The sequence below is a fragment of the Cupriavidus sp. 05N39 genome (assembly GCF_056397325.1).
This window is the reverse complement of the sequence record NZ_JBFTNE010000017.1, coordinates 1-12,910: the sequence shown is the minus strand read 5'-3', so window position 1 is coordinate 12,910 and position 12,910 is coordinate 1. Positions and strand designations below refer to the sequence as shown.

Annotated in this window: 10 protein-coding genes; 2 read left to right on the top strand and 8 right to left on the bottom strand. The window is 67.2% G+C overall.

Going from position 1 to position 12,910, the window contains the following annotated elements; translation table 11 throughout:
• Position 1 precedes the first annotated feature (1 nt).
• The 3 genes from AC1DN0_RS10850 to AC1DN0_RS10840 form a co-directional block, all read right to left on the bottom strand.
• Positions 2–1,891 (bottom strand): dipeptide ABC transporter ATP-binding protein, encoded by a 1,890-nt coding sequence (locus AC1DN0_RS10850; RefSeq protein WP_035864929.1) that lies wholly within the window; start codon positions 1,889–1,891, stop codon positions 2–4.
• Positions 1,892–1,969: 78 nt separating this feature from the next.
• Positions 1,970–2,923: an isoaspartyl peptidase/L-asparaginase family protein gene (locus tag AC1DN0_RS10845; RefSeq protein WP_477145710.1), complete on the bottom strand. Its 954-nt coding sequence runs from the start codon at positions 2,921–2,923 to the stop codon at positions 1,970–1,972.
• 5 nt (positions 2,924–2,928) lie between these two features.
• Positions 2,929–3,933: a MurR/RpiR family transcriptional regulator gene (locus AC1DN0_RS10840; protein ID WP_441633443.1), complete on the bottom strand. Its 1,005-nt coding sequence runs from the start codon at positions 3,931–3,933 to the stop codon at positions 2,929–2,931.
• Positions 3,934–4,286: 353 nt separating this feature from the next.
• Between AC1DN0_RS10840 and AC1DN0_RS10835 the strand changes: the two genes are divergently transcribed.
• Positions 4,287–6,233 carry an ATP-binding cassette domain-containing protein gene (locus AC1DN0_RS10835; RefSeq protein ID WP_045241512.1) on the top strand — a complete coding sequence of 649 codons (1,947 nt, stop codon included), beginning with the start codon at positions 4,287–4,289 and terminating at the stop codon, positions 6,231–6,233.
• 72 nt (positions 6,234–6,305) lie between these two features.
• On the opposite strand, the gene AC1DN0_RS10830 is transcribed toward AC1DN0_RS10835, so the two are convergent.
• The 5 genes from AC1DN0_RS10830 to alr all read right to left on the bottom strand — a co-directional run bounded on the left by AC1DN0_RS10830 (position 6,306) and on the right by alr (position 11,013).
• Positions 6,306–6,791: a disulfide bond formation protein B gene (locus tag AC1DN0_RS10830; protein WP_441633398.1), complete on the bottom strand. Its 486-nt coding sequence runs from the start codon at positions 6,789–6,791 to the stop codon at positions 6,306–6,308.
• Positions 6,792–7,098: 307 nt separating this feature from the next.
• The gene (locus tag AC1DN0_RS10825) at positions 7,099–7,710 is read right to left on the bottom strand and encodes a GNAT family N-acetyltransferase (protein ID WP_441633396.1); all 612 of its coding nucleotides are present in this window, start codon (positions 7,708–7,710) and stop codon (positions 7,099–7,101) included.
• A 19-nt stretch (positions 7,711–7,729) separates the two neighbouring features.
• The gene (locus tag AC1DN0_RS10820) at positions 7,730–8,305 is read right to left on the bottom strand and encodes a hypothetical protein (protein WP_441633394.1); all 576 of its coding nucleotides are present in this window, start codon (positions 8,303–8,305) and stop codon (positions 7,730–7,732) included.
• A gap of 79 nt (positions 8,306–8,384) precedes the next feature.
• On the bottom strand, positions 8,385–9,746 hold the full coding sequence (radA, locus tag AC1DN0_RS10815; RefSeq protein ID WP_035864940.1) for a DNA repair protein RadA: 1,362 nt from the start codon (positions 9,744–9,746) through the stop codon (positions 8,385–8,387).
• 151 nt (positions 9,747–9,897) lie between these two features.
• Positions 9,898–11,013 (bottom strand): alanine racemase, encoded by a 1,116-nt coding sequence (alr, locus tag AC1DN0_RS10810; protein WP_441633390.1) that lies wholly within the window; start codon positions 11,011–11,013, stop codon positions 9,898–9,900.
• A gap of 432 nt (positions 11,014–11,445) precedes the next feature.
• Between alr and lplT the strand changes: the two genes are divergently transcribed.
• Positions 11,446–12,765 carry a lysophospholipid transporter LplT gene (gene lplT / locus AC1DN0_RS10805; RefSeq protein ID WP_477102498.1) on the top strand — a complete coding sequence of 440 codons (1,320 nt, stop codon included), beginning with the start codon at positions 11,446–11,448 and terminating at the stop codon, positions 12,763–12,765.
• The last annotated feature ends 145 nt before the right edge of the window (positions 12,766–12,910 follow it).

The window sequence follows — 12,910 nt, the reverse complement described above, 5'->3', positions numbered from 1 at the left end:
TTCAATAAGCGCCGCCAATGGCGTGCCGGGCTACAAAATGATGGGAAGCGGCATTGCCGCCAACCGCCACCAGGGGCTGAACCAGCGGCTCGTCGCCGAGCGCGCGGATCGGGCTGGGCATCTCGTCCGAGAGCGGCTCGCGCTTGAGGTGGCGGCGCGCCGGATCGGCGATCGGCACGGCCGACATCAGCTTCCTGGTGTACGGGTGCTGCGGGTTCTCGAAGATCGCGCGGCGCGGGCCGATCTCGACGATCTGGCCCAGGTACATCACCGCCACGCGGTGGCTCACACGCTCCACCACCGCCATGTCGTGCGAGATAAACAGGAAGGCGATGCCCAGTTCGCGCTGCAGGTCGAGCATCAGGTTGACGATCTGCGCCTGGATGGAGACATCGAGCGCGGAGACCGATTCGTCGGCCACCACCACCTTCGGGTTGAGCGCCAGGGCGCGGGCAATGCAGATGCGCTGGCGCTGGCCGCCCGAGAACTCATGCGGATAGCGCGAGGCATGCGCCGCAGGCAGGCCGACCTTCTCCAGCAGCCACGCCACCCGTTGCTCGGCCTCCTTGCCGCTGGCGACCTTGTGCACCAGCAGCGGCTCCATGATGGAGTAGCCCACCGGCACGCGCGGATCGAGCGAGGCGAACGGGTCCTGGAAGATGAACTGGATATTGCGGCGCAGGGTCTGCAGGGCGCCGCCGCGCATCTGGCTGATGTCCTGCCCGTTGAACTCGATGGTGCCGCTCTGGCTGTCGACCAGGCGCAGCAGCGAGCGCCCGGTGGTGGACTTGCCGCAACCGGACTCACCCACCAGCGCCAGCGTCTCGCCGGGGTAGAGGTCGAAGCTCACCCGCTCCACCGCATGCACGCGGCGCGCCACGCGGCCCAGCAGGCCGCCCGGCACGTCGAAGCGGGTCACCAGGTCGCGCACGCGCAGGATGGGCGAGGCGTGCGCCGGCACCGTGTCCTGCGGCACCGGCGCCACCGGCTCGCCCTCTTCCAGTTGCACCAGCGGGAACTTGGCCGGCCAGTCGGTGCCACGCATGGCGCCCAGCTTGGGCACGGCGGACAGCAGGGCGCGGGTGTACGGATGCGCCGGCTTGCCGAACACCTGTTCGGACGTGCCCTCCTCCACCTTCTCACCGCGGAACATCACCAGCACGCGGTCGGCCACTTCCGCCACCACGCCCATGTCGTGGGTGATGAAGACCACGGCCATGTCCATCTCGGCCTGCAGGTTGCGGATCAATTGCAGGATCTCGGCCTGGATGGTTACGTCGAGCGCCGTGGTGGGCTCGTCGGCAATCAGCAGCGCCGGCTTGCACGACAGCGCCATGGCGATCATCACGCGCTGGCGCATGCCGCCGGAGAGCTGGTGCGGGAAGCGGTCCAGCACGCGGCGCGCTTCGGGAATGCGCACGATCTCCAGCATGCGCAGCGCTTCGGCGCGCGCCTCGGCGCGGCTCTTGCCCTGGTGCAGGCGGATCGATTCGGCAATCTGCTCGCCGACCGGGAACACCGGGTTGAGCGAGGTCATCGGCTCCTGGAARATCATCGCCACGTCGCTGCCGCGCACGCCGCGCATGGTGGCGCCGTCGGCCGTGGCGAGATCGAGCACCGCGCCATTGCGGCGGCGCAGCGCCATGCTGCCGCTGGCGATCTTGCCGCCGCCGTGTTCCACCAGGCGCATCAGCGCGAGGGAGGTCACCGACTTGCCCGAGCCCGATTCGCCCACCACGGCCAGCGTTTCGCCGCGATCGACGTGGAAGGACAGGTTGCGCACCGCGTCCACCGTGCGCTCCGAGGTGGAGAAACGCACGCTGAGATCGTTGACGGAAACCACCCGTTGCGGTGGCAGGACGATGGTCGACTTGGAAGAGGATGCAGCCACTGGGCCCCCTTAGTGCCTAGGTTGATGCTTTGCTTGATGCTTTGCCTGGTGCGGTGCGGATGCCGTGCCCTGGCACGCTCACCCGTAGATCCACACGTTGGCCGCTTCGCCCACCCGGGCGAAACCGCGGTACATGCCTTCGGTATTGAAGGGCAGCGTGACGTTGCCTTCGCGGTCCACCGCGATCAGGCCGCCGCGGCCATGGATGGCGGGCAGCTTGTCCATCACCACCCGGCGCGCGGCTTCCTCCAGCGGCAGGCCGGCGTAGCGCATCTGCGCCGCCACGTCGTAGGCGGCCACCGTGCGGATGAACATTTCGCCGGTACCGGTGGTGGAAACCGCGGCCACGTCGTCAGCAAAGCAGCCGGCGCCGACGATGGGCGTATCGCCCACCCGGCCCACCTGCTTGTTGGTAACGCCCCCGGTTGAGGTCGCCGCGGCAAGGCGCCMTTGCGCGTCGAACGCAACGGCGCCTACCGTGCCGAACTTGTTGTCCGGGTCGATCGGCTCGGCGGCCAGCGTGGCGGCATCGTGGTCCAGCAGGGTCATGCCGCTGGCTGCGCGGGCGCGTTCCCACTGATCGGTGCGCGCCTGCGTGAAGTAGTAGCCGGGCGTGACAAGCTCCAGGCCCTGCGCTTGCGCAAATGACTCTGCGCCCTCGCCGGCGAACAGCACATGCTCGCTCTTTTCCATGACCGCGCGCGCGGCCAGCACCGGATTGCGCAGCCGCTTGACACAGGCCACGGCGCCGGCGCCCAGCGTGGCGCCGTCCATSAYGGCGGCGTCCAGCTCAWASGTACCGGCGTGGGTCAGCACGGCGCCCTTGCCCGCATTGAACAGCGGGCAATCCTCAAGCAGGCGCACGGCCTCGGTCACGGCGTCGAGCGCGCTGCCGCCATCGGCCAGCACACGCTGGCCGGCTTCAAGCACGGCGCTGAGCGCGGCGGTGTATTCGGCCTCCTTGGCGGGGTTCATGGCGGCACGGGTGATGGTGCCGGCGCCGCCGTGGATGGCRATGACTGGGGTGTTCATTGGATTCACGATGCGTTCGGGGTAGTGTTCTTGCGGCGTGCCGGGGCACGCCTGGCGCGGCCTTCGGCAGCCTCGTCCTGGCGCGGCTCGCGCGCGTCGCGCCCTTGTCCGGGCGGGGCGCCGTGCAGCCACGGCAGCAGGAACTCGGTCATCTCGGCGGCCGCCTTCACGGCGTGCGCGGCGCGGTAGGCCACGGCGCCGCACAGCGCTTCGATGTAGGCAAGCACCGCGGCGTCCGAGTTGGCGGAAAGCTGGCGGCCGGTATGCGCATACAGCGCGATATCGGCGAGCGACGCCAGCGGCGAGGTGGGCGCGTCGGTCAGCGCCAGGATGCGCGCGCCACGCGAGCGGGCGCGCCGGGCAATGGTCACGGTGTCGTACACGTAGCGCGGGAAACCGATCACGATCAGCAGGTCGCTGCGCTGCAGCTTGAACAACTGGCGCGCGGCGGTGGACGCGCCACCGGCACCGGATACCGAAATCACCGTGCGGCAGGACATGTCCAGCCCATGTTGCAACAACCCGGCGAGAAAGCCGCTGGCGCCGAAGCCCACCACAAAGATGCGCTCGGCAGCCAGGATGGCCTCCACCGCGCGTTCGCAGGTCTCGGCGTCAAGCGCGCGGCGCGAGGCTTCCAGGTTGCGCACGTCCTCTTCCAGCGAGGCGGCGAACACTTCGGCCACCGTGGCCGGACGCGCCAGTTCGGTGCGTAGTTTCTCAACGGGTGCAAGAGTGGCTTCGAAACCGCGCACCAGTTCGGCGCGAAATTGCGGAAAGCCCTCGAATCCCAGCGCACGCGCGAAGCGATTGGCGGTGGCCACGGACACCTCCACGGCATCGGCGAATTCGTCGATACGCATGGTGGCGGCACGGAACGGGTTGCCCAGCACGTACTCCGCCATGCGCTGGTGCGCCGGCGTCAGCGTGGGCAGGGCGCGGGCAATACGCTCCGTGATTGAAGCGTTGCCATTGCCACCGTTACCGCCATTGCCACCGTCAGGGGCAGTCATGCCGGGAGAGCCTTGGGTACCGTTGGACATGGCGCGCGCCTTTGGTTGGTTGGAGATGCGCGCGCCGGAAACCAGGCCTTCATCCGGTGCGCATCGATGTAAATAAATTTACACGCAAAGCGCGTGCCATGAAAATAGAGTTTTACCAGCCCAAGGGTTTTCACCTATGACCGCTATCGGCCGGCCTGGCACCGTGCGGCGCGCAATCCACATTGATGAAGGGCTGGCGCAGCGCGTTGCGCGTTCCGGAGGTATCGGCATACGAAGCGGCTACAATGCCGGGTTGCCCCGTGCCATGCCGGGGCCGGATTGACCGAACGCCCAGACCCGCCCTTCTCCAGCCTCTCCCTCCCGTGATCCGAATCGACCAGCTAGTCCTCCAGCGCGGCACCAAGGTGCTGTTCGACCACACCAGCGTGACGCTGAACCCCGGCGAGCGCGTCGGCCTTGTCGGCGCCAACGGCAGCGGCAAGTCGACCTTGTTCGCCATGCTGCGCGGCGAGTTGCAGGCGGACGGCGGCGACGTGGCGATCCCGCCGCAGTGGCGCACCGCCCATGTGGCGCAGGAAACCCCGGCCGTGATGCGCAGCGCGGTGGAATACGTCATCGACGGCGACACCCAGCTGCGCGATATCGAAGCGCGCATCGCCGCGGCCCAGGCCAGCGGCGACGGCACCGCGGAGGGCGACGCCCACGCGGCGTTTGCCGACGCCGATGGCTACACCGCGCCGGCGCGCGCCGAAGCGCTGCTGCTGGGCCTGGGCTTCACGCTGCCGCAGGTGTCGCAGCCGGTGGCCTCCTTCTCGGGCGGCTGGCGCATGCGGCTGAACCTGGCGCAGGCGCTGATGTGCCCGTCCGACCTGCTGCTGCTAGACGAACCCACCAATCACCTGGATCTGGATGCCATCGTCTGGCTGGAAGACTGGCTGGCGCGCTATCCCGGCACGCTGGTGATGATTTCCCACGATCGCGAGTTCCTCGATGCGATCTGCAACGTCACGGTGCATATCGAGAACCAGCAGCTGCGCCGCTACGGCGGCAACTACAGCCAGTTCGAGACGCTGCGCCTGCAGCAGATGGCCTTGCAACAGTCCGCCTACTCGCGCCAGCAAAAGGAAATCGCCCACCTCGAGTCCTTCATCACCCGCTTCAAGGCCAAGGCCAGCAAGGCGCGCCAGGCACAGAGCCGGGTCAAGGCGCTGGAGAAGATGGAGCGGCTGGCGCCGGTGCATATCGCCGCGGGCTTTGCCTTCGAGTTCCGCGAGCCGGATTCGGCGCCCAACCCGATGATGGTGCTGGAAGGCGTGGACTGCGGCTACCCCGCCCCCGCGCCGGACGCGCCGCCCGTGACCATCCTGCATAACCTCACGCTATCGATCCAGACCGGCCAGCGCATCGGCCTGCTGGGCGCCAACGGCCAGGGCAAGTCGACGCTGGTGAAGACGCTGGCCGGCTCGCAGGAAGCGCTGGCCGGCACGCTGCGCCTGGGCAAGGGGCTGCAGATCGGCTATTTCGCCCAGCACCAGCTGGAAACGCTGCGCGACCAGGACTCGCCGCTGCAGCACCTGGCGCGGCTCGCGCCGGACACGCGCGAGCAGGAGCTGCGCGACTTCCTCGGCAGCTTCAATTTCCGCGGCGACATGGCCACCGCATCGATCGAGCCGTTCTCCGGAGGCGAGAAGGCACGCCTGGCGCTGTCGCTGATCGTCTGGCAGAAGCCCAACCTGCTGCTGCTCGACGAACCGACCAACCACCTGGACCTCGACACCCGCGAAGCACTCACCATGGCGCTGGCGCAGTTCGAGGGCACGCTGATCGTGGTCTCGCACGACCGGCACCTGCTGCGCGCCACCACCGACCAGTTCATCCTGGTAGCGGACGGCACCATCAAACCCTTCGACGGCGACCTGGACGACTATCGCGACTGGCTGCTGCAGCAAGCCGCCGCCAAGCGCAACGCGGCCAGCGCCTCGCACGCGCCGGCGGACGGCGATGCCTCGGCCACATCGAACGCCAACCGCCGCGACCAGCGCCGCGCCGAAGCGGACGAGCGCCAGCGCCTGACGCAGTTGCGCAAGCCGCTGACCAAGGAACTGGAAAAGGTGGAGAAGCGCATGGCCGTGCTGCAACAGGCCAAGACCGAGATCGACGCCTTCATGGCCGACGAGACCAGTTATGCGGAAGCCAACAAGGCCAGGCTGATGGAGATGCTCAAGCGCCAGGGCGAAGTCGGCGGCGAGCTGGACACGCTGGAGGAGCGCTGGCTCGAACTGCAGGAGCAGATCGAACAGATCGTGTAAGCCTGCGAGGGATGCCGGGGGCGCCAGCCCCCGGGAAGCGCGCGCCGGCAGCAGCCGGCCGCGCCAGGCAGATCAGCGGAAGTTTTTCTCGCGCCGGATCATGCCCACCGCCAGCGTGGCGGTCAGGATAAACAGCCAGATCAGCGACCACGCCGGGATCGACAGGCCGAAGATCGGGGGCAGCGGCGTGGTGCACATGCCATCCGAGAAGAACACCTGCGGCAGGACCTTGGCCGTGGGCAACCGGTTGACCCAGTTCTCCAGCGGATCGATGCCGCAGCTGGCCTTGGGATTCAGCAACAGCGACACGTGATAGCCCGCCACCGCGATGCCAGCCACACCGGACAGCATGCCCAACCCTTGCCACAGGCTGCGCGTGTTCTGCGCGATGGCGGCCAGCAGCGAGAACAGGCCGATTGCCACGAAGGCAAAACGCTGCATCACGCACAGCGGGCACGGCTGGTACCCCTCGACATGCTGCAGGTAGAGGGCATAGCCGACCAGCCCGAAGGAAATCGCGGCGATCAGCAGAAAGAAACTACGGGAATTGGCTTGCATGGCTCACTAGCAAAAAAATGGCCGGGCGGCACCCGTCGAAGCGCTAGACAGGCACCGCGAGGCCCTCCATCGGTGCGCCGGACGGCGTTGCCGTCCGCGCAATACGAGGCACATTATTACCGATTTTGCGAAAGACGCCCCCACAATCCCGCGCGACGGGCCCGACGCCGCTTGCGGCGGATTGACGCAGGCCACGCGGCGCGCAGGGCCACGCTCAGGCGCCCGCAAAACAGGCTGGCGCATGGCTCGCGCAAGGCGGGTGGAAACCGCCACAGTAAGCGGCCAGCCTCCCGCGAGCGCGCCGCCGTCAGGGTGCGCGGACGTTGCCGGACAGCGATTGCCAGCGCTGCGCTGACATGCGGTACAGCCAGTGCAACAGCAGCGGGCTGTCTTGCGCGAGCGCAGGGTGCTCGAAGGTGCCGTCCGCCACCATGCCCAGCCGCTCCATCACGGCGCGGGAACGCACATTGGGCAGCGCGGTGAACGAGACGATCTCCGCCAGCGCCAGCCGCCCGAAGCCAAATTGCAGCGCTGCCCGCGCCGCCTCCGCGGCATAGCCCTGCCCCCAGTGCGCCCGCGCCAGGCGCCAGCCGATTTCCACGCAGGGGGAGAACGGCAGCGTCGCGGCAGGCTCATGCAGGCCGACGAAGCCGATAAAGGCACCATCCTCCTTGCGCTCGACCGCCCAGAAGCCCCAGCCGCGCGCCGCGATCAGCGACTGGCAACGCAACGCCGTGGCGTCGCTGGCGGCGCGGTCCAGCGGCGCCGGAAAGCACGCCATCACCACCGGATCGGCATTGAGCGCGGCAAAGGGCGCGAAATCCGCCTCGCGCCACTGGCGCAAGCGCAGGCGGGCAGTGTCCAGGACGACCGGCTCATTACCGGCCGCGCCTGACAGGGAAGTCTGTCGATCGGGCATGTTGACGATATCTCCCGGCTTAGCGCGCGGCCGCGCCCTGCCCGGCCTGGCTGCGCTCGTAGGCTTTCAGCGCCTGCGCGTCCTGATGGCTGACGAGCTCGCAAATCAACAGTGTCTTGCCCGGCAGCGCGGCGCTTTCGCGCGCCACGATGGAAACGGTGCCGAGACTGGGCAGGGGCTGCTGAGCGGCCGGCAGAGCGCGGGCAAAACCCTTGGTGGCGGTGCCCAGCAAGGTCGAAGTCTCTTGCTTGAGCTGGTAGCGCGCGGCCAGCGCTTCGGCCTGCTGGCCCTGCACCAGCACACCCACCGACGTACCGGCGAATATCACTTCATCGCTAGCGAAGCCGTCCTGCGCGATGGGCAGCGGCAGCTTGTAGATGGCCGCGCCCAGCCTGGACAGATCCGGCTTGGCGAGCTTCTCGGCGGCCTCGTAGAGCGCGGTGGCGGCCTTGGTCGTGTAGGCCGGCTTGCACAGCGCCGCGTCGAAGAACGGCCTGGCGCCATCGGCTGCGGCTGCAGCCGCGTGCAGCAATGCTGCGCCGCAGCCGATCGCGGCGATCATGCCGTGGCGGCGATGGACGTTGAAAATGCGCATGGATGAACTCCGATTGAAAAAGTGCTTCGGAATATACCCAAAATTGCCACTGGAGGGGGTCGGGAAAGGGCTGGCGCCCTCACTCCAGGTGCCGGACCCGGTCGATTGCCTGTTCCAGCCGCTCCACCGCCATCACCTCCAGCCCGTCGATCTTCTGCTTGGGCGCATTGGCCTTGGGAATCACCGCCATCGAGAAGCCAAGCTTGGCCGCTTCGCGCAAGCGTTCCTGCCCGCGCGGGCTGGGACGGATCTCGCCGGCCAGGCCGACTTCGCCGAAGACCACCAGCCCGCGCGGCAGCGGCTTGTTGCGCATGGAGGAATGGATAGCCAGCAGCACCGCCAGGTCGGCCGCCGGCTCGGAGATCTTGACCCCGCCCACGGCGTTGAGAAACACGTCCTGGTCGAAGCAGGCAATGCCGGCATGGCGGTGCAACACCGCCAGCAGCATGGCCAGCCGGTTCTGCTCCAGCCCCACGGCCAGGCGCCGGGGATTCGGCACGTGCGCGGTATCCACCAGCGCCTGTACCTCCACCAGCAGCGGCCGCGTGCCCTCCTGCGTCACCAGCACGCAGGAGCCGGGCACCACCTGCTCGTGCTGCGACAGGAACAGCGCGGAGGGATTGCTGACGCCGCGCAGGCCACGCTCGGTCATGGCGAACACGCCCAGCTCGTTGACCGCGCCGAAGCGGTTCTTGAAGGCGCGGATCAGGCGGTGCGAGGAATGCGTGTCGCCCTCGAAATACAAAACGGTATCGACGATATGCTCCAGCACGCGCGGGCCGGCCAGGCTGCCGTCCTTGGTCACGTGCCCGACCAGGATGATGGTGGTACCCGTGCTCTTGGCGATGCGGGTGAGCTGGGCCGCGCACTCGCGCACCTGGGCCACCGAGCCGGGCGCCGAGGTCAGCGCCTCCGAGAACAAGGTCTGGATCGAATCGATCACCGCCACCTCGGGCTTCTCCGCCTCCAGCGTGGCCTGGATCTTTTCCAGCTGGATCTCAGCCAGCAGCGCCAGGTGCGGACTGTCAACGCCGAGGCGCTGCGCGCGCAACGCAATCTGCGCGCCGGACTCCTCGCCGCTGACGTACAGCACGCGCCGCTCAGCGGCCAGGTTGGCCAGCGCCTGCAACAGCAGGGTGGACTTGCCGATGCCGGGATCGCCGCCGATCAGCACCACGCCGCCGGAAACCAGGCCGCCGCCCAGCACGCGGTCGAACTCATCGATGCCGCTGGAGAAACGCGGCACGTCGGCGGCGTCGATTTCCGACAGGCGCTGCACCATCGCGGAAGCCGCCAGCGGCTGGAAGCGCTTGGCCGAGCCGGTTTCCGCCACGGTCTCCACCAGGGTGTTCCATTGCTGGCACTGCGGGCACTGGCCTTGCCAGCGTGGCGAGGTGCCGCCGCATTCGGTGCAGGTGTAGACGTTCTTGGGCTTGGCCAACTGGAGTCCTCGGGAATGGGGGGATGTGGCGGGTACACGCACGTGGGTGAGCCGCGCCTTCAATGCGGAGCACATGCGCGGCCCGGAGCCGCCCCGGCCTGCCCGCGAACGGACCGGCCGGGCTGGATGTGGCAGCGCTCCGCGCGGCCGCTCAGGCCAGTGCAGGCTGCTCGGGCGCGGTCAGCGTCGCCACAGTCACCGGCACGCGGAGCGACAGCGCGCACATCAGCTCGTAGCCCACGGTACCGCTGGCGGCGGCGACGTCGTCGATCGGCAAGCCCTGGCCCCACAGGGTCACGGGACTGCCCACCTTGGCCTTGGGGCAAGGGGTCAGGTCGACGCAGATCATATCCATGGAGACCCGGCCCACCAGACGGGTGCGCACGCCGTCGACCAGCACCGGCGCCGGGTTGTCGCCCCAGCCCGCCGCATGCCGAGGATAGCCGTCGGCATAGCCGCAGGCCACCACGCCGATGCGCATCGGCCGCTCGGCCTTGAACAGCGAACCGTAGCCAACGGTATCGCCCGGCTGGAGGTCCTGTATCGAGATCAGCTCGCTGTGCAGCGACATGGCCGGCTGCAGGCCGAAGCTGGACACATCGGCCGCCTGGCCCGAGGGCGATGCGCCGTACAGCACCACCCCTGGCCGGACCCAGGCGCGGTGGGCCTGCGGATGCCACAGCGTGGCGGCGGAGTTGGACAAGCTGGCCTCGCCCGGCAGGTTCGCGGTGGTGGCGTCGAACACTTCCATCTGGTGCGCGATGCCGCGCGCGCTGTCGGCGTCCGAGAAATGGGTCATATGCACGATACTGCCCACGCATGAGAGGGTTCGCGCACGCTCCCAGGCGGTCCGGTATTGCTCCGGGCGGAAGCCCAGGCGGTTCATGCCGGTATTGAGCTTGAGCTGGATCGCCAGCGGACCCTTGGGCCGCGCCACTTCCAGCATGCGGAGTTGTTCGTCGCAGTGCACCACGGTGGTGAGGCGGTACTGCTCCAGCAGGGCCACATCCTGCGGCTGGAAGAAGCCCTCCAGCAGCAGGATCGGGCCCTGCCAGCCCAGCTCGCGCAACAGCACGGCTTCGTTCAGGTCGAGCAGGCCGAAACCGTCGGCGGCGCGCAGGCCGGCGAAAGCACGGCGGATGCCGTGGCCATAGGCGTTGGCCTTGATCACGGCCCAGACCCGCGACTGGGGTGCGCAACGGCGCACAACGTCCAGGTTGTTGGCCAGGGCCGGTTGGTGAATGACGGCGTGAATGGGTCTTGGCATGAGATCGCTTCTAGAGGCTTGCGGCGCGGTGGCGCGGCAGGGATCCTGGCTGTCTGGCCTGAATGCCCCCGCCCGATGGTTGCACCATATCCGGGAAGACCCGGTACGCGCGGCACGTTGCACAGACGTTATTTGAACACATTAGAGCAAACATTTAGGGAATCGCGGCGCGCTTGCGTTGTCCAACCGGCGGCCCGTGGATGCTCGGAATCGCCTTATTTTCGTGTTATAAAGCCGGACGTTCCGGCCATGTTTTAAAAGTGATGCAATATGTCAAACACGGTCAGGCAAACTGCGCGGCACTCCCGGGGTTGGCACGAGCATCACTTTGACAACGACGCGGGCCCAGGTTCCCTACAGGCAACAACGGCGCCGAGCGGCGCGCTGGTGCCAGTCACGTACGGTAATAGCGATGGAGATAGAGTCCAAAGTATGAAGAAGGGTTTTTATACCATCATGGCGGCGCAGTTCTTCTCATCGCTGGCCGACAATGCGCTGCTCATCGCCGCCATCGCCCTTCTCACCGAACTGCATTCCCCGCAGTGGATGACCCCGCTGCTCAAGTTGTTCTTCGTGCTCTCCTACGTCGTGCTGGCCGCCTTCGTGGGCGCCTTCGCGGACTCCATGCCCAAGGGCAAGGTGATGTTCATCACGAACACCATCAAGATCGGCGGTTGCGCCATCATGATGTTCGGGCTGCACCCGCTGCTGGCCTATGGCATCGTCGGATTCGGCGCGGCGGCCTACTCGCCCGCCAAGTACGGCATCCTCACCGAACTGCTCCCCCCCGAAAAGCTGGTGGCCGCCAATGGCTGGATCGAAGGCCTGACCGTGGGCTCGATCATCCTCGGCACCGTGGTGGGTGGCGCGCTGATCTCGGTGCACATCTCGCAACTTCTGCTGGGCATCGACGTACCCGGCGTCAATACCGGCATCAATACGCCGGCCGAGGCTGCGATGGTGGTGATCATGCTGTTCTACGTGATCGCAGCCATCTTCAACCTGTTCATTCCCGAGACCGGCGCGCGTTACCCGCAGCAGGAAAAGAACCCGATCAAGCTGATTGCCGAATTCGCCGACTGCTTTACCGCGCTGTGGCGCGACAAGCTGGGCCAGATCTCGCTGGCCGTGACCACGCTGTTCTGGGGCGCCGGCGCCACGCTGCAGTTCATCGTGTTGAAATGGGCAGAGAAGTCGCTCAGCCTGAACCTCTCGCAAGGCGCGCTGCTGCAGGCCGTGGTGGCAGTGGGCGTCGCGGTCGGCGCGATCATGGCGGCCATGCGCATTCCCCTGCGCAAGTCGCTGTCGGTGCTGCCCTTCGGCGTGGCGATGGGCGTGGTGGTGATGCTGATGGCCTTCTACACCAAGAACAGCATGCCCGACATTACGTTCCAGTTCTTCGGCATGCACATGCCGTTGTACATGGCCATCGCCTACGTGTTCCTGATGCTGGTGGGCGGCATGTCCGGCTACTTCGTGGTGCCGATGAACGCGCTGCTGCAGCACCGCGGGCACGTGCTGCTATCGGCCGGGCACTCGATTGCCGTGCAGAACTTCAACGAGAACGTTTCCGTGCTGCTGATGCTGTGCCTGTACGCATTGCTGATCAAGCTCAATGTGCCCATCGGCATCGTCATCGTCGCGTTCGGCATTTTTGTCTGCGTGACCATGCTGCTGGTGATGCGCCAGCACCGCTACAACGTGCGGACCTTCAATTCGCTGGCCATGATCGGCGAAGACAAGCACCACTAGTGTCCCGCGTCAGAAGTTCCTTGCATTATTGACGCCACGTTGTAGTCTGCGTTGAAGGCACGCAAACGGCGAGGCGGTGATGAGAGGAAGACCAAAGGCGGAACTCGTGTTGAATGAGGTCGAACGTGAGCAACTCAAAGCGCTG

What these genes read in the sequence shown, in the direction of transcription:
- AC1DN0_RS10830 (WP_441633398.1), bottom strand. Translation starts at nt 6,791, where the DNA reads ATGCAAGCCAATTCCCGTAGTTTCTTTCTGCTGATCGCCGCGATTTCC.
- AC1DN0_RS10840 (WP_441633443.1), bottom strand. Translation starts at nt 3,933, where the DNA reads ATGACTGCCCCTGACGGTGGCAATGGCGGTAACGGTGGCAATGGCAAC.
- lplT (WP_477102498.1), top strand. Translation starts at nt 11,446, where the DNA reads ATGAAGAAGGGTTTTTATACCATCATGGCGGCGCAGTTCTTCTCATCG.
- AC1DN0_RS10820 (WP_441633394.1), bottom strand. Translation starts at nt 8,305, where the DNA reads ATGCGCATTTTCAACGTCCATCGCCGCCACGGCATGATCGCCGCGATC.
- AC1DN0_RS10825 (WP_441633396.1), bottom strand. Translation starts at nt 7,710, where the DNA reads ATGCCCGATCGACAGACTTCCCTGTCAGGCGCGGCCGGTAATGAGCCG.
- alr (WP_441633390.1), bottom strand. Translation starts at nt 11,013, where the DNA reads ATGCCAAGACCCATTCACGCCGTCATTCACCAACCGGCCCTGGCCAAC.